The following is a 15,443-nucleotide window of genomic DNA, read 5'->3' on the forward strand; positions in this document are numbered from 1 at the left end:
AAAGGGGAATTTTCACTATTCTTCCATTGCCGCCGCAGCAGTTAGCATATTATCATAATCTTCTTCATCATAGACCAAATTATAGATTTTCCATAGGCCGTCATCTGTTTTCTTTAAATAAGCCGTTCCGGATAAGTCTAATGTCATTTCAAGATTAAAGTTGATTTCAGGATCAGTCATCTTAATATGAACTTTCAAATCATCAATTTTTACTGCTGCAAAACGTTTATTCAGCGTAATCAGCTCACTAGAATACTCGCCGACTTTTTGAGATGAACTTGAACCAGTTGAAAAGTCTGCGTCTTCCAACAGCAATTGACTATCAAGTGAATAAGCTAAATAGTAACCTGTTGTCGTTTCGCGATAAAGCGCATCCATATCTTCAACATTTTCTGTGTCTGAAGAAAACTCAAACTCTTGATCAATATAGCGATTTACTGTGGCAATAATTGAAGCTTCATCTGTTGCTTCACCATTCTCTAAATGCAGTGCACGGTCAATCATCAATACTGCATGAGAACGTTTTGCATAATCATTCGGTTTAAATGTTTCTCCGTAGCCATTTACAATACCAGCACCTGCAGTTTTAACAATCGCTTCGTAAGAATAGCTATTCGGATTTACATCGTTAAACATTTTCCCTGTTTTCGAGAAATCCACTGTGCCATTAAATGCACGATAAATCATCGCTGCCATTTGTGCACGTGTAATTTTATCGTTCGGTTTGAACGTACCGTCTTCTTTCCCGGTAATGATGCCTTGACTGCTGGCAATATGGACAAAATCATAATACCAGGCAGAACTGTTTACATCAGGGAACTCTTTTTTTAAATCCCCGTTTTTTAAATTCATTGCGTTCACTAAAATCTTTGTAAACTGTGCACGCGTAATACTAGTTTCGGGCTTTAAAAGAATTGAAGTATATTCGTATACTTCCCCATCTTCTTCATAAACTGTTGGTTCTTCATATCCATCGATAATATTTGCATACAAGAAACGTTCCAACTGCTCATATGCGCCATGTTCATAACTTACATCATCCATGTAATACTGATCGATTGTTTTTACTGCTGCCGATGCTGGCGTTACAGTAATAAAACAAACTGCAAAAATTAATAAAAATGCTAATTGAAGTACCTTCAATCTAGTTAACCCCACTTCTCCAAAATCTATAATACATTAACATATTACTTAAACTGAATTTATATGAATACAAGTATATAATGGTAATGTTTTTGAGAGATAAATTAATAGCCTAAATAATAGTAAAAAATGAATGCAACGACAAAGTTAGGAACTGCCATTATGAGGGAACACCAAGCAATCTTATTTCTTTGAACCCAGCTTTCTTTCGTTTCCATTGCCAAGTTTGCCCTCATCCGGTCACCATTTACGAACGCCCCGGAAAAAAGGCATGCCACAATTAAAAAGATAAAACCAATCCCGCTCGTAATATTGGAAATCATATGAACATCCCAAATAATAATAGCTAGCAAAATACCGATTAGAGATAGTCCTGTACCAATAAAAAAGTATTTCATATTCATTCCCCCTTCTCCTTTATACTTTCTTAATTTGGAAAAGGTTTCAAAACAGAAAAATGTTAAGCATCCTCTGGAATTAAATAATGATGGACAATACTTAGAAATCCTTTCGCAGAATTTTTCATTGCCCGTTCATCGATATTAAATTTGGGATGATGATGAGGAAATTGCGTGGCGGGGTCCTCTGTAGCTGAACCAGTATAAAAATATATTCCGGGAACATGTTGGAGATAATAGGCAAAATCTTCACTTGCCATAATAGGAGGGATTTCAATTACACTTAAATGGTCGATATTATTCAGTAAGTCTTTTACAATTTCTGCTTCTTTATCCGTATTAACTAATGGCGGATACCCCCTCTTATATTCCAGCTCATAAGTGGCCCCGTAAGTTACTGTGACATTGTTGAGAATATGCGTTAAAATCGTTTTGACATTATCCCTTTGTTCCTGGTTAAATGTACGGACCGTCCCCGCGATTGTAGCTTCTTCCGGTATTATGTTTATTGCTACACCGGAATTGAACATAGTAATCGCCGCTACTACTGGTTGTACTGGATCAACTTTTTGGCTCAACAACAGATGAACTTGATTGACGATTTGTGCACCTATCACAATCGGATTGACTGAAGTGTGGGGAGCAGAAGAATGTCCACCTTTACCGATTATTTTAATCTTTACATAATCGCTGGAAGCCGTTGCACTCCCTTTAGGTACCGTAAAATTACCTAATGGAACAGAAGATAGTAAGTGATTACCGAAAATCACATCTACCCCTTCCAGTACACCTTCTTCTATCATTTGAATGGCTCCACCCGGAAATTGTTCTTCAGCAGGTTGAAATATAAATTTAACCGTACCATGTAACTGATCTTGATATTTGCTTAATATTTTTGCCACCCCTAACAATGTTGCCGTATGTGCATCATGACCACATGCGTGCATAACATTCGGTACTTGCGATTTATAGGGAACGTCATTTTCCTGTTGAATCGGCAATGCATCCATATCAGCTCTTAGTGCAATGTTTGGCCCTGGATTTCCCCCTTTTAATATACCGACTACACCATGCCCGCCAACATTCCGTTGAACTTCAATCCCATACCCAGCTAAAATATCACCGACCATTCTCGCCGTTTGTACCTCTTGAAATGGCAGTTCAGGGTTCTCATGCAAATGTCTTCTCCAAGCAACCACTTGATCGTATACTGCCTCAACTTCTTCATGCCATTCTTTAAGCACTTGAACACACCCTTCTCTCGTTCGTTTTTACGCATCAAATTAGTATATACAGTTGTTGCATGAGATGTTCGGTATAGATGTTATCCAATAAAAAAAGCCTCGGCATGAATCCGAAACTTTTATAAATTTTATTCTTCATAGTAGCCGGCAACAACCTGTCCCACTGCTTTTGCTGCTACTAGAAGTGCATCCTCATCGATATCAAATTTTGGGTGATGATTGTAGAAAGGTTTTTCCACTCCTTTTGGCGTACAGCCAATATAGAAGAAACAAGAAGGGAACTTTTCCGCATAATAGGCAAAGTCTTCAGATGGCGACATTGGTGGTACTTCCTTCACCTCTTTAATGTCCGGATCATCCGCATCTATTAAATAACCCGCGACTTTCGCCGTTAGCTCCGGATCGTTATATAATGGCGGGTAGTCATTTTCATACGTCAAATCGCAAGTAACACCAAATTGTTCTTCGAGACCTCTTACTAATCTTTTTACTTCCGCTTCAATCTTTTCTTTCGTTTCAATCGTCATATAGCGAATATCGCCTTCCAGTTCCACGCTGTCTTTAATGACATTGAATGTCCCTTTACCATCGAATGATCCTATTGTAATTACACCGATATCAAACGGACTTAATCGGCGGCTAATAATTGTTTGTGCTGCAGTGACAAAATGGGCACCGGCAACAATCGCATCGTTTGCCAAATGCGGTGAGGAACCATGCCCGCCACGTCCTTGAATTTTCAGTTTCAAGTACGCACGGCCATTGAACGCAAAACCTGAATTATAACCGACAAATCCTGCAGGTCCCATAGGCAGCAAGTGAATCCCGAAAACATTATCTAAATCATCGAGAAGCCCTGACTCTACAATACTTTTCGCTCCGCCCGGCGGAACTTCTTCTGCATGCTGGTGAATAATTTTAATTGTTCCTGCAATCTCATCTTTCAACTCGATTAAACAGTCCGCCAATACAAGCAAATAGGCGGTATGTCCGTCATGGCCGCATGCGTGCATGACCCCTTCATTTACCGATTTGAACGGAACATCGGCTTCTTCAGTAATCGGCAGTGCATCAAAGTCTGCGCGAAGCCCGATATTTTTGCCTGGTTTTCCGCCTTTAATCGTAACGATAATTCCATAACCGTTCCCTACGTTTGAATGAATTTCTACATCTTTTCCTTTATAAAAATCGAGAATATATTGTGCGGTGTTTTCCTCTTGGAACGATACTTCGGGATGCTGATGTAAATGTCTCCGGATTTGAATGATTTCATTTTTACGAACTTCCAGCATGTCCATTAGTTTTTGTCTCATGGTAACCACTCCTAAGCATCTATTTTAAATGAATTGTATCAAATGAGATAAATCCTTCATATTTTTTAAGCACAACTATAATGTCTTCATATCTCTTTAAATCATACTTTCCACTCGTAAGAAATGGTCAAAAAGAAAAAGCAATTGCTGCGATGAAAATGCAGCAATTGCTTTAAATTTATTTATAACATTAAACCCTAGTGAATGATGTTTAGATTAACTGTCGATTATGTTGAATTGTTTCAATAAATTTTTCAATAGTTGTCGTTAAGTACGCATCTGCCCTGCGGATAAAGACTGTTTTCACTTTGCTGAATTCACTTGGCAATTGATGACAAGTAATCTCTCCGCTTTTTTCCAGGTGAGCTACCGCTGATTTCGGAACAAATGATACACCAAGTCCCATTGCAACACTGCGTATAATTGTTTCCAGCGTTCCGAATTCCATCACTTTTTCGGGCATCGCACCTTCGTGCTCATACCACTTTTCCAGACGAGCCCGGTAACCACAGCCTTTTTTAAAACATAGGAACGGTTCATCTTTCAGCCCCTCCAACGTCTTCTTACGAGGTTCTGTAATGAGGACAAGCTCCTCATCGAATACATCATATGCTTCAAGATCCGGATGAACATTTGAAGCCGTAATAAATGCACCATCCAATTTATAATTCAATACTTTTTCTTCTAGTTTCTCAGTGACGCCTGTTACAAGTGACAAGTCTACATTTTCATAGCTTTTTATATAGGTAGACAAGATGTTCGGTAAATGATAAACCGTTTCTACTGTACCGATTTCAAGTTTGCCGACTGGTTCATCTTTATTCAGGACGGCGCGTTTCATTTCCTCTGTCAGCATTAATATCTTTTCACTATAGGCCAACAGTTTCTTTCCTTCGGGAGTTAATATCATTCCTCGACGATGTCTGTTAAACAATGGTGTATTTAACTCCGCTTCAAGCTTTTGTATTCTTGATGTAATATTCGATTGTACGTAATTCAACTCTTTTGCGACTTCTGTAACCGTACCTTTATCTGCAACGAGCTGGAAAATTTCCAAGTCTTTAAACTCCACACTTTTCACCATCCTTCTATTATGGTATCAAAAAATATGATATTAACAATGTTTTTTATTCATTTTACGAGATACCATTTCAATTGTAAGATGATGTAGATATTAATTGAATGAAAGAGGTAAAGAAGATTGAAAAACAGTGTTTTTATAGGTTCCATTCTTTGTTTTATAGCTGCAGTATCATGGGGTGCCATGTTTCCGGTAGCACATGATGCGTTTAAACATATAGATCCGTTTTACTTTACAATTTTCCGATATGGCGCTGTAACAATCATTTTGGTTGCACTGCTATTATGGAAAGAAGGAAAGAGCGCTTTCCGTATGGAAGGAAAAGGTCTTCAGCTTTGGTTTTTCGGTACAATGGCCTTTACAATCTATAATTTGCTTATTTTCTGGGGCGAAGATTTACTCGGCCAATCAGGTGTTATGACGGCCTCAATTATGGAATCGCTGATGCCGATGATTTCGATTGTAATTTCATGGATGATTTTTAAACACCGGCCATCCCTATTTACATTACTCTGTGTATTGCTGTCATTTGTCGGGGCGGTATTAGTCATTACAAAAGGTGATCTCCAGGCATTTTTAGGCACGACGGGTCAGTTTATCCCATCACTATTAATTTTTATTGCTGTCGTTGGCTGGGTTATTTATACAATGGGTGCCAATGAATTCAGTCATTGGTCTGCTTTGCGCTATTCGACATTGAGCTGTTTACTTGGAACGGTTACGGCATTATTCGTTACTTTAGGTGCAACAATGTTCGGCGCTGTACCGGTACCGGCTATTAATGATGTAGTCACAGTAGGTCCCCACTTACTGTTTATGATTATTTTCCCGGGTGTTATTGCTTTATTGGGCTGGAACATTGGCGTTAGCTACCTAACCCCTTTAAATGCATTACTCTTCATCAACTTTGTTCCTGTGACAACTCTGTTCATTTCCATTATTCAGGGAAATGCGGTAACAGTATTCGATATTGTGGGAACGGTATTGATCATCATCGCACTTCTATCTAACAATATGTATTTAAGAATGCGTGACAAGAAAAGGACTAATCATTCCGTACGTTCTACATGGAGCGAAGGGGTTTCTTAATTACAATAAGCGACTGGGACATAATCCAAAAAAGCTATTTTTCTCTGAGAGAAAAATAGCTTTTTTTTGCTGAGCGTTGAAATTGATTTCCATTCCGGGACGCTTTCCGCGGGCGTGGCCTGAGCCTGTAGTCTCAGGCGTCACGCTATTCCCGCAGGAGTCGCCCTGCATTCCAATCAATTTTGCAAAATATCCGTTATTTAACAAAGGGCTTCCTGTTATTTAACGGTCATTTTACTTATGTCCCACCCTCGAAATTCTGCTACTTTATAGTTCATTGTAAAAATTCAACTGTTAAATAGTTAGCTTCCTATAGAGATTTACGCTATTTAAATGCTGTGGCTAGGGTAACGATGATATATAAAGATGGAGATATTTTATTTGAAGATATTAAAATAAAAATGGCTGTTTCAAAGGATGCAAACGGAAAGTGGCAGTTGAATGTTGAGAAGATCAATTATCAGGAGTTAGATTGCAACGGCTAGACGGCTAACCTTATTGATTAGCCTTTTTGTATAAGTTGAAATTTACGTTTTTCTGTTCGGCCTTTCTCTCGGTGTAATATTGATAATATAATAGCTAATAATCAAAATGAGAATCACACCTGCAAAAATGAGTGTATCGATTGCGGAATCGTGTTCGACAATAATAAGCCGGAGCATTGCCGTAATTCCGATATACATAAAATAACGGAGCGGGAAATGATAATCCTCTTTAAAGTACTTCACAATCATTGTGATAAACTCGAAATACAGGAAGAATACTAAAATTTTAGCCAGAAAATATTTGTATTCATGCTTTTCCCCATTGAATATGAATTTTAAAAGCTCGACCATTTCGATAATGAGCATGACGCAAAGAGCCAACGCCAGTACTGTTAAACCAATATTCAAAATCACTTGCAGTACTTTCGGAATGATTTCTTTATAAGGCTTAGGTTTGGATAAAAATTTCATTTATTCACACCTCCAGACGTTATATTTTCAGATTATTCCATCATCTGAAGTGTGTCAATTTTGTAAGCGATTACTATTTCAAAAAATTTTTTTGCATAGATTTTTATATAAAAAAAGCAATTTAAATATCTAAATTGCTTAAGTTCTCTTTCAAATATTGAATAAACGGATGCGCCATCTTATCCACTTTTCTTGTACAGCAAAACAGGCTCTGGCTGATTTCCACCTGATCTACAAAGACGCGTGCAATGCTGCCTTGCGATAACTTTTCCTTTACACTGAATGCTGGAGCAATTGCCATTCCATATCCCGCTTCAACAACTTTAATCGATTCCAGTACACCTTCTATTTGTAAGCCGAACCTCGGTAACGGGCAATTATGCGTATAAAAAATAGCCTCCATCAAATCCAATGTCGAACTGCCTCGTTCCCTATATATAAAATCATGTTGACTTAGTTCAAAAATCGATACTACTTTATTTGCCAAAGGATGTGTTGGATGAACAACAAACCAAAATGGAATATCCATTATTTTTTCGAAGTTTAAATCTTCATGACCTATATTGCTTTGCACTACGAAACCAAAATCGACTTTATAATCAAGAACAAGACGTTCAACAGATTGAACATTTCCTAGTGAAACATACATATCGATATTCGGATTTTCCGTTTTATAGCCTGCAATGATTGGCGGTAAAATATAATTCGTTGAAATATAGGAAGAAGCGATTTTTATATTCTCTTTCTTTTCCAAAAAGTTTTTAAACTTTTCATCAATCTGTTCTTCCAGATGAAATAAACGTAGCCCTTGCTCATAAAGAAATTCACCTTCATATGTTAGCTGTATCCCTCTCCCTTTACCTTCAATAAGTTTAACTCCGATTTCTCTTTCGAGTTTACGGATTTGCACAGTAACGGCAGGCTGACTGATATGAAGGTGTTTTGCTGCTTCTGTTATACTGCCTAGCTTCGCAACATTTGTGAAGATTCTTAGCGTATGTAAATTCATTTTCTCACCCCACTCATAACTTCTATTTATGAATACACAAAATATATATATTTGTTTTATGAGTAGTATAGCAGTATTTTGAGACTAGGAGGGATTTGTATGGAGAATTTATTTATAGAGTGGCTATCAGTAGACGGGCTCATTTTATTCGCTATTGGCATACTTGCTTCTGTTGTAGGGGTCATGTTTGGGGCTGCTGGATTCGTATTGCTTCCTTCTCTATTGTTAGTCGGAATTCCGATTCATGCTACTGTCGCGATTAATAAATTTGCAACAGGCATTTCTTCATTTTCGACTGTTATTGTTTTAACAATGAAAAAAAGAGTATCGCTGAAAAAAATGGTTCCTTTTATGCTGATTGCTGCAAGCGGCGGAATAAGCGGGGCATTTTTAGCAACAAGATTAGCGGAACAGACGATGAATATTGTTGCCTGTACTGTATTGATCGTAATGTTCTTTTTCGTTATTAAAAGGAAGAAGAAAGAAGTCGTAAGTGAGCAGCCGGACATCGAAAAGAAAACTAATTTAATCGCGCCGTTTTTTATCAGCATCTATGATGGCGGGCTAGGAACAGGGTCTGCACTTCTTAACATTACCTATTTTCTGAAGAAACAAGTCGGCTATGTAATGGCTGCTGAAATGACTCGCTTTTTAATGTTTGCAAGCTGTACGACTGCTTTTTTATTTTACTTATTTTATGGCATTGTTAATTGGGGAGTCGCTGTACCGGTAGCTGTCGGATCGATTGTCGGCTCACATATTGGTTTAAAAATCATTCCTTATTTAAAAGGAAAATGGGTTGAAATTCTGCTCCCCATTATATTTTTCCTTTTAATTATCCAAGTGATATCGGATTTACTATTTTAATACTGTAGCTGGGACAAACTTAACTGTCCCAGCCATTATGAATTATTTAAAAACAGAAGAAAATAGCTCCCTGCAAAAACAAACATCGCAATTCGTGTAATAATATAAACCGCACGTTCTGAGGATGTAAGCTTGTTTTGTTTCTTCAACTTTTTAAAATGCCAATAAAAATATACACCACATATGAGGAGGATCACTCCCGAAATTTGATAAGCATTTTCCAGTATGTTATCCAAAAAATCCTCTCCTGTTCTATTATCATTCAAATCATTTTTTACAATGAAAGACATACGATTTTGCCTGGTTCGTAGCCGGCTGTAATTTAAAATCTTCATACGCGTTCACTGTCGAAAATCCCGCTTCTTTAAGAGAGGACGAAATTTCTTCAAAGCTACGGAATATTAGCTGAACCTTTGCTTCGTATGTAATATCCGTATTAACATTTTTGATTTTTTCATAAAAGGTAAAAACATTCCGATCTAGACCTTCATATTCATCCCAGTACAGCAACGGGTCCCCTGTATGAACGTCTTGAAGCTCGTCTACTGTCTCATCTTTTTGCCATTCTTCCCATACTTTTGCTTGAGGATTCCGCGCATCAAAAATAAAGTGCCCACCAGGCTTTAATGCTGTAAATACATCCTGCAGTACACGATTCCAGCTCTCTTCCGAAATAAAAACCTGCGCCACATTCGCTGTCATGATTACTGCATCATATGAGTTACTTGTCAGGTCCTGACTATCACCGATTATCCATGAAACCGATTGTGCATGCGCTTTGTTTTGAGCACGAAGAACGGCTTCTTCATTTGGATCGATTCCAGTTACTTCATAACCCGCCTTTGCCAATTCTATCGTTACCCGTCCAGTACCACATCCTAAGTCGGCTATCTTTTTAGCTTTTGTTGATTGGAGAAGCTCCATGAAGAAGTCATCCTCTTTTCCCCATGTATGAAGCTGATCGTAGTAATAGGCAATCATTTAACTTCCCCCTCCTTCCTCTTAAGCATCCGTTCAGTTATTATCCCTACTGCTGCTCCCACAAAGATTGGCAGCAAAGCTATTTCAGTATGTGAGAGTGAAATTTTAAATATAAGAAAATTTATATCAGCTAAATAACCGATAAAATATAATACGGCTATCGTCGCAAAGGAGGAAATTAGTGGAATCCAAAATACTTTCCCCATTTTTTCATCTCCGTTCTATTCTATTTATTGCTCTCTAGCTTTTGATCAACCAAATTTAATTCTCCCTTATACCAAGTTGGGACGGGATTGTTCATTCCGTCAAACCATTCCAAAACATTTTTAGCCTGATTTTTCATGATGTTCAAATCTTCTTCCCCGTAATCTAAAGCCCAAGGAATGGATGACAGCATATTACTGCTTATATAAAATGCAAGCAATGCGAAAAATTCCATCGGTGGTGTTCCGTTAAAATATCCGTTAAGCTGACCTGTGGCAAAGTACGGACTCATATCGGCACTCCACACTATCCGGTTAAACTCTTCCCACGGGTCGCCGTAGTCACTGCGGTTAAAGTCTATAACATATAGCTCTTTTTTGGGGGATATAATCATATTTCCAACATGGTAATCTCCATGATGAAAACATTGCTCCCTGCCTTCGAGGAGGTGTCTGTTCGCTTCAATATACCGAATAACTTTATCGTCACCCGCTATTTTCACATCACAGTTTTTGTACATTTTAATTTTACTGTCCGCTTTACGGTTAAATCGTGTTGCCCATTCTTCCTGCTCTTCCGGTGCAGGAATACTGTGAATTCCCTTCAGTATTTGCCCTGATTTCACCCCTAATGAATACTGTTCGGCTTCTGTCAGGTTCGGCAGTATCTGTTGCGCGTCTTCACCGTCACACCATACGAAAATCGTATAGACACTTTTGCCGTTGTCGCATATTCCAAAATCAACTGGGTGTGAAACAGGCAAACCTCTTTCAGCTAAACTGCTTATAATTTCGTATTCCCTTTTCTTTTTGTCATACTCTGCTATATCATTAATGCGCAGTAACAGCCTCTCATCTGTAGCTGTTTCAATATAGTACTTTTTATCGTCCGACCATCCTTTATGGATCGCTTCAATTTTCATGAATGATTCATAGTTTTTTATATCGACCATAAATTTCCTCCATTTGTTCGTGATTGTATGTAGTAGTTTAACATATTCAAGTACATAATTTTCCAAATAAGTTAAAATTGATAGTCACCTTTAATAACTCTAAAGTAAATGAAGGTAATATCCGATTAGTCCAAATCCGATTAATGTGCAGCATACAACTTTTAGTACTGTAGATTTATGAAGTGCCGGATATAAGATTTCTGATACGGTAACGGTAAAGATCATCCCCATAGCGAAACTCATGAAGATCGTATTAAGGAACGGATGAACTAGAAAACCACCGATAAAAACACCTAAAGCAACTGGAATCGATACGAGTAGTGAAATTAATAAAATCGCAAATAGACTTAACCCAGCCAAAACTAATGGCATAAACAAAATTATTCCCTCGGGAATACTATGAAATAAAAGAGTTTGCAGTAAGGCCTTTGTAAGCCCTGGTTCTTCATTGGCTCCTAACGTTATTCCAATCGGTAAATTATGAACCGCAAAACTAAGCATCAATAATAGGCCAGTTCGAATATATAATTTCTTTGCAGTGTGACTTTTATCTTCTCTAAAATGCAATCTGCTATGTAGCAATTTGAATAGCATCATCCCCAAAATGAATCCGATAACCGTACTTAACCAGCCGCCTGACTCTACCGCTTCCGGGAGTACCTCAAAACTGATCAAACCTAAAATAATCCCAGTACAAAGCGCATAAATAATATGTGCTTTCTTGTTAATTCCTTTAAAAAGCCAAGCGAGCACGCCACCAATGAATATACCTGCAGAAGTCCATAAAAACCCTAGTAGCCACATCGATATCACCTTTCACTGAGTATAGTTAGTCGTATGGTTAGTAAGGGGAATTTATGAAAATAAAAAAACCGTATTTAAAGTATGAGCTTACTTTAAATACGGTAAAGATTATTAAATTTGATTATGCTTCCAAAGTTAAAATTCCGTCTTCCATACGATAAACTTTATCGCAGAACTCCAGCATACGTTCATCATGGGTTACCATAATTGCTGCTTTGTTACGTTCTTTAACTTCTTTTCGGATTTGCTTTACAACTTCAAATGCGCGCTTAGAATCTAAACTTGCTGTTGGTTCATCCGCTAAAATGATGTTTGAATTATTCACGAACGCACGAGCAATCGCAACACGTTGACGTTCCCCACCAGATAATTCATTCGGGAATTTGTTGAACTTATCGCCCAATCCTAATTCTGTTAATAATGTTTTTGCAAATTTTGTATCTTCAACTGTAACTTTGCCTTTCATTTTACGTACAAGCAACAACTGATCTAACACTGTTAAATAAGGAATTAAGTTCGATGTTTGTAAAATGAAACCGACATCTGTTAAGCGAAAAGCCGATAAATCTTTTTCCTTCATCTTGCCGATATCAGTCCCGTTAACAAGTACTTCGCCTGTCGATGGCTGAAGTAATGCTCCCGCAATCGATAAAAGTGTACTTTTCCCTGAACCTGATGGACCGATAATCGCGATGAAATCACCCGGGTTTACTGTAAGCGATACATTTTTTAATGCATCTACTGTAGAAGACCCTTCTTTGAATGTTTTCGTTACATTTTTCAGTACTAAACCTGGCATTTATTCCACTCTCCCAATCGCTGTTAAAGGATCAATTTTTGTCACTTGGCGGGCTGAAATAACAGAACCTAAAACAGATACAATTAATAACACAATGGCATATAAAATAACCATTTTAAAGTCTAAGCTAAACGGCATTCCCTCTGGAAAAACAAGAGCAGTCAAGTACGTTAATACAATGCCGGCAATGATGCTGATTAGTGATAACACGAATACTTGAGAAATAATTGATTTTTTAATAAAGCTGTCTGATGCACCAATTGCTTTCATAACACCAAACTGTTGTGTTTTTTGTAAAATGAATACATAGAAGAATACTGCAATAATTACAGCTGAAATAATGAATAGGAAGGCAAGCATCATATAAATTGTGCCGCTTTCTTCTTTATAACCTGGCATACCCATTACAGCTTCAGATTTTGTAAATGTATCAATTTCAGCATAGTTGTCCTCGATTTTTTCAGCGTCAATGTCTGTACCTTGTAATGCGATCATTGCTACTGGGCTCTCTAGGCCATTATCTGATCCTGGTGCTGCAAATGCATAGCTTTGCCAAACGTCTACGTTTACAAATACACTTGGTAAATGGTTGAATGTTTCACCTTTTGTAATACCGACTACTGTTAATTCGATGCTTGAGCTTGTTACCTCAATTTTATCGCCGATTTCATAGCCTTTTTCCTGTAATGACTCATCGATAATTACACCCATTTTGTCTTCAGCAGATAACTGGTTACCTGAAGCAACTTTTGGCTCAATAAACTTCCCTGGTTCGATTCCAAGAAACGCGACGTCCACTTTATCTTTCGCATCCGGTGACTTCACGATAACAGTAGATTGTCCAAATTTAGCAGCCTCTTTTACACCAAATTGTCCTTCCACATCATCGGCAATCGTACCTGATACCTTTGTTTTCATCATTGTTGCTTCAGAGCCTTCCTCATAAATAAAAAGATCTCCGTCGATATTTTTCATTGTGGCTGCAGCTAATGATGATAAGCCATTACCTAATCCTGATAAAATAAATACAAGCCATGCGATAAGCATAATAATTGCGCCAATCATCATGAAACGTTTTTTGGCGTGTTTCATTTCTTTAATTGCTAAAAACATTTTAAATCCTCCTTAGTTTTTATATGAACCGATTCTTCAATTGTTCTAATTACTAGAAAACTGATCACCTCTAAATAAATTATCCTATTTTTAAAAACTATTGTTCAATATTAATTTACAGTTATTAAAAATTGGATAAATATAATTTTCTTCCATTTCCGTTCTCTAGTATAGACCTTTATTATGAACTTTATATAAACTATTTACTATTTTATATAAATATTTTCCGGAAAGTTGCTCGTTATAGTAATATAAAAAACCGTTTGCTTACTTAAAAGCGAATGTTCAAAGACAAAAAAGTCGGGAACTATGATATGTTCAAACCCGCATTCTATCGTTCAATATGACAAACACTAAAAGTAAAAGTCGGGAACCACTCATTTTTATTCCATGACAAAAAAGTCGGGAACTATGGAACGCCATAACTTGCATTCATACGTTTTAATATAAAGGAGTTTTTCATTTTTAAAGAAACCAAGCATATATTGAATAAAATCCATGAAATAGGGGATAAGTGTAAAAAGGAGTCGATCCCTATGGACAAACATTTTAAAAAAATGTATAATTTTACAAATAATAAAAAAATAGGAGTGGTGGACTTGACAATAGATATCCCAGTTAAACCCCCTGAAAAAGTTGATAATACGGTAAATCAAAAAATTAAATCACTTAAATCCAACGACATTCATGAAATGGTCAAAGCATTAGGTTTAGATGGAAATGCTTTTGGCCAAAACCTGATGGATGTTTATAAGCAAAGTAGGTAAAAAATGATTAAAAACAATCCTATGGGAACTCAAGCATCTAAATATTACGTAGATGCTTGTTTTCTTCTAACAATGACACAAGCAAACGATAGCCGATATCAAGCTGTAATTGATTTCATTCGAGAATCTGGAAAAAGTAATGTGACATACACAATTAGTAATCACGTTTATACTGAAGTCTATAACAATATTTTCAAATTTATCGTCAAGAGGGCGTTGTCAACTTTCCGTCGATACCAATCTATAATACATAAAAAAAATGGAAGAATTGACTTTATTCCTGAGAAAGAAAGGGGTTATCTTGTAGAATTAGAAGCAGTCCAATATCTCAATAAAACAGCTTCTCATAATTTTACCTATTATAAGCAAAATCCAGAAAGTTTATATATTCCTGACCTAATAAAGGAAGCAAAATCAAATGAAAATAAAATTCATTTATTGGATTGTTTCTATAACAAAGCGAAGGATTTATATGATGGGATAATCCTAATCATTGAAAGACAAGGAGTATATTTCTCACATTTGGATTCAAATGTGGATGATTTACAAAACGCTATAAATTATCAGCTAAATTATCAACTCGACTCTACTGATTCACTACATTTAGCAATTGCAATCAATAATGGATGTGATAAATTTATAACTCTTGATGGTGATTTCACTCACCCTAGACTTTCGTTGAATGTGCCCTTAGTAATTGACAAAATAGCATGATTTTTAAAA

The 15,443-nt window shown here is 36.9% G+C and carries 18 protein-coding genes; 5 read left to right on the forward strand and 13 right to left on the reverse strand.

The window, feature by feature from the left end:
* Nucleotides 1-15: 15 nt before the first annotated feature.
* The 5 genes from MKY71_RS17375 to MKY71_RS17395 form a co-directional block, all read right to left on the reverse strand.
* On the reverse strand, nucleotides 16-1,143 hold the full coding sequence (locus tag MKY71_RS17375; RefSeq protein ID WP_339196477.1) for an S-layer homology domain-containing protein: 1,128 nt from the start codon (nucleotides 1,141-1,143) through the stop codon (nucleotides 16-18).
* 104 nt (nucleotides 1,144-1,247) lie between these two features.
* Entirely contained in the window at nucleotides 1,248-1,541 is a 294-nt protein-coding gene (locus tag MKY71_RS17380; protein WP_339196479.1) for a DUF5316 domain-containing protein, read from the reverse strand.
* 62 nt (nucleotides 1,542-1,603) lie between these two features.
* Nucleotides 1,604-2,785 (reverse strand): M20 metallopeptidase family protein, encoded by a 1,182-nt coding sequence (locus MKY71_RS17385; protein ID WP_340733483.1) that lies wholly within the window; start codon nucleotides 2,783-2,785, stop codon nucleotides 1,604-1,606.
* A 128-nt stretch (nucleotides 2,786-2,913) separates the two neighbouring features.
* Nucleotides 2,914-4,098 carry an amidohydrolase gene (locus MKY71_RS17390; protein ID WP_340733484.1) on the reverse strand — a complete coding sequence of 395 codons (1,185 nt, stop codon included), beginning with the start codon at nucleotides 4,096-4,098 and terminating at the stop codon, nucleotides 2,914-2,916.
* A gap of 211 nt (nucleotides 4,099-4,309) precedes the next feature.
* On the reverse strand, nucleotides 4,310-5,170 hold the full coding sequence (locus MKY71_RS17395; RefSeq protein ID WP_340733485.1) for a LysR family transcriptional regulator: 861 nt from the start codon (nucleotides 5,168-5,170) through the stop codon (nucleotides 4,310-4,312).
* A gap of 129 nt (nucleotides 5,171-5,299) precedes the next feature.
* Here MKY71_RS17395 and MKY71_RS17400 point away from each other — a divergent pair, with 129 nt between their 5' ends.
* Together MKY71_RS17400 and MKY71_RS17405 are read left to right on the forward strand one after the other, a co-directional pair.
* Nucleotides 5,300-6,268, forward strand: coding sequence for a DMT family transporter (locus MKY71_RS17400; protein WP_340733486.1), 969 nt, complete (start codon nucleotides 5,300-5,302; stop codon nucleotides 6,266-6,268).
* 353 nt (nucleotides 6,269-6,621) lie between these two features.
* Nucleotides 6,622-6,753, forward strand: coding sequence for a hypothetical protein (locus MKY71_RS17405; RefSeq protein WP_340733487.1), 132 nt, complete (start codon nucleotides 6,622-6,624; stop codon nucleotides 6,751-6,753).
* Between the two features lie 42 nt (nucleotides 6,754-6,795).
* Here the strand turns inward: MKY71_RS17405 and psiE are convergent, their stop codons facing one another.
* Nucleotides 6,796-7,224: a phosphate-starvation-inducible protein PsiE gene (gene psiE / locus MKY71_RS17410; protein ID WP_339174290.1), complete on the reverse strand. Its 429-nt coding sequence runs from the start codon at nucleotides 7,222-7,224 to the stop codon at nucleotides 6,796-6,798.
* Nucleotides 7,225-7,345: 121 nt separating this feature from the next.
* Nucleotides 7,346-8,233 carry a LysR family transcriptional regulator gene (locus MKY71_RS17415; protein ID WP_340733489.1) on the reverse strand — a complete coding sequence of 296 codons (888 nt, stop codon included), beginning with the start codon at nucleotides 8,231-8,233 and terminating at the stop codon, nucleotides 7,346-7,348.
* Between the two features lie 99 nt (nucleotides 8,234-8,332).
* Here MKY71_RS17415 and MKY71_RS17420 point away from each other — a divergent pair, with 99 nt between their 5' ends.
* Nucleotides 8,333-9,100, forward strand: coding sequence for a sulfite exporter TauE/SafE family protein (locus tag MKY71_RS17420; RefSeq protein ID WP_340733490.1), 768 nt, complete (start codon nucleotides 8,333-8,335; stop codon nucleotides 9,098-9,100).
* A 267-nt stretch (nucleotides 9,101-9,367) separates the two neighbouring features.
* Here MKY71_RS17420 and MKY71_RS17425 read toward each other — a convergent pair whose 3' ends face one another.
* The 6 genes from MKY71_RS17425 to MKY71_RS17450 all read right to left on the reverse strand — a co-directional run bounded on the left by MKY71_RS17425 (nucleotide 9,368) and on the right by MKY71_RS17450 (nucleotide 13,953).
* Nucleotides 9,368-10,081: a class I SAM-dependent methyltransferase gene (locus MKY71_RS17425; RefSeq protein WP_340733491.1), complete on the reverse strand. Its 714-nt coding sequence runs from the start codon at nucleotides 10,079-10,081 to the stop codon at nucleotides 9,368-9,370.
* Nucleotides 10,078-10,287 (reverse strand): ATPase, encoded by a 210-nt coding sequence (locus MKY71_RS17430; RefSeq protein WP_339174301.1) that lies wholly within the window; start codon nucleotides 10,285-10,287, stop codon nucleotides 10,078-10,080. The genes MKY71_RS17425 and MKY71_RS17430 overlap by 4 nt, the downstream gene beginning before the upstream one ends.
* 20 nt (nucleotides 10,288-10,307) lie before the next feature.
* Nucleotides 10,308-11,237, reverse strand: coding sequence for an aminoglycoside phosphotransferase family protein (locus MKY71_RS17435; protein ID WP_340733492.1), 930 nt, complete (start codon nucleotides 11,235-11,237; stop codon nucleotides 10,308-10,310).
* A 99-nt stretch (nucleotides 11,238-11,336) separates the two neighbouring features.
* Nucleotides 11,337-12,041 carry a ZIP family metal transporter gene (locus tag MKY71_RS17440; RefSeq protein ID WP_340733493.1) on the reverse strand — a complete coding sequence of 235 codons (705 nt, stop codon included), beginning with the start codon at nucleotides 12,039-12,041 and terminating at the stop codon, nucleotides 11,337-11,339.
* 121 nt (nucleotides 12,042-12,162) lie between these two features.
* Nucleotides 12,163-12,840: an ABC transporter ATP-binding protein gene (locus MKY71_RS17445; protein WP_340733494.1), complete on the reverse strand. Its 678-nt coding sequence runs from the start codon at nucleotides 12,838-12,840 to the stop codon at nucleotides 12,163-12,165.
* Nucleotides 12,841-13,953, reverse strand: coding sequence for an ABC transporter permease (locus tag MKY71_RS17450; RefSeq protein WP_339174309.1), 1,113 nt, complete (start codon nucleotides 13,951-13,953; stop codon nucleotides 12,841-12,843).
* A 536-nt stretch (nucleotides 13,954-14,489) separates the two neighbouring features.
* Here MKY71_RS17450 and MKY71_RS17455 point away from each other — a divergent pair.
* On the forward strand, nucleotides 14,490-14,720 hold the full coding sequence (locus MKY71_RS17455) for a hypothetical protein (RefSeq protein ID WP_340716702.1): 231 nt from the start codon (nucleotides 14,490-14,492) through the stop codon (nucleotides 14,718-14,720).
* A 3-nt stretch (nucleotides 14,721-14,723) separates the two neighbouring features.
* The gene (locus tag MKY71_RS17460; RefSeq protein ID WP_340716703.1) at nucleotides 14,724-15,434 is read left to right on the forward strand and encodes a type II toxin-antitoxin system VapC family toxin; all 711 of its coding nucleotides are present in this window, start codon (nucleotides 14,724-14,726) and stop codon (nucleotides 15,432-15,434) included.
* Nucleotides 15,435-15,443 lie beyond the last annotated feature (9 nt).

Origin of the sequence: Solibacillus sp. FSL W7-1324 (assembly GCF_038008025.1) — a bacterium.
In the GTDB taxonomy this organism is placed as follows: domain Bacteria; phylum Bacillota; class Bacilli; order Bacillales_A; family Planococcaceae; genus Solibacillus.

Bases quoted from the DNA above. Each gene is read 5' to 3' on its own strand.
- MKY71_RS17390 (WP_340733484.1), bottom strand. From the start codon at position 4,098: ATGAGACAAAAACTAATGGACATGCTGGAAGTTCGTAAAAATGAAATC.
- MKY71_RS17425 (WP_340733491.1), bottom strand. From the start codon at position 10,081: ATGATTGCCTATTACTACGATCAGCTTCATACATGGGGAAAAGAGGAT.
- MKY71_RS17440 (WP_340733493.1), bottom strand. From the start codon at position 12,041: ATGTGGCTACTAGGGTTTTTATGGACTTCTGCAGGTATATTCATTGGT.
- MKY71_RS17445 (WP_340733494.1), bottom strand. From the start codon at position 12,840: ATGCCAGGTTTAGTACTGAAAAATGTAACGAAAACATTCAAAGAAGGG.
- MKY71_RS17430 (WP_339174301.1), bottom strand. From the start codon at position 10,287: ATGGGGAAAGTATTTTGGATTCCACTAATTTCCTCCTTTGCGACGATA.
- psiE (WP_339174290.1), bottom strand. From the start codon at position 7,224: ATGAAATTTTTATCCAAACCTAAGCCTTATAAAGAAATCATTCCGAAA.
- MKY71_RS17460 (WP_340716703.1), top strand. From the start codon at position 14,724: ATGATTAAAAACAATCCTATGGGAACTCAAGCATCTAAATATTACGTA.
- MKY71_RS17455 (WP_340716702.1), top strand. From the start codon at position 14,490: ATGGACAAACATTTTAAAAAAATGTATAATTTTACAAATAATAAAAAA.
- MKY71_RS17435 (WP_340733492.1), bottom strand. From the start codon at position 11,237: ATGGTCGATATAAAAAACTATGAATCATTCATGAAAATTGAAGCGATC.
- MKY71_RS17405 (WP_340733487.1), top strand. From the start codon at position 6,622: ATGATATATAAAGATGGAGATATTTTATTTGAAGATATTAAAATAAAA.
- MKY71_RS17450 (WP_339174309.1), bottom strand. From the start codon at position 13,953: ATGTTTTTAGCAATTAAAGAAATGAAACACGCCAAAAAACGTTTCATG.
- MKY71_RS17420 (WP_340733490.1), top strand. From the start codon at position 8,333: ATGGAGAATTTATTTATAGAGTGGCTATCAGTAGACGGGCTCATTTTA.
- MKY71_RS17415 (WP_340733489.1), bottom strand. From the start codon at position 8,233: ATGAATTTACATACGCTAAGAATCTTCACAAATGTTGCGAAGCTAGGC.
- MKY71_RS17380 (WP_339196479.1), bottom strand. From the start codon at position 1,541: ATGAAATACTTTTTTATTGGTACAGGACTATCTCTAATCGGTATTTTG.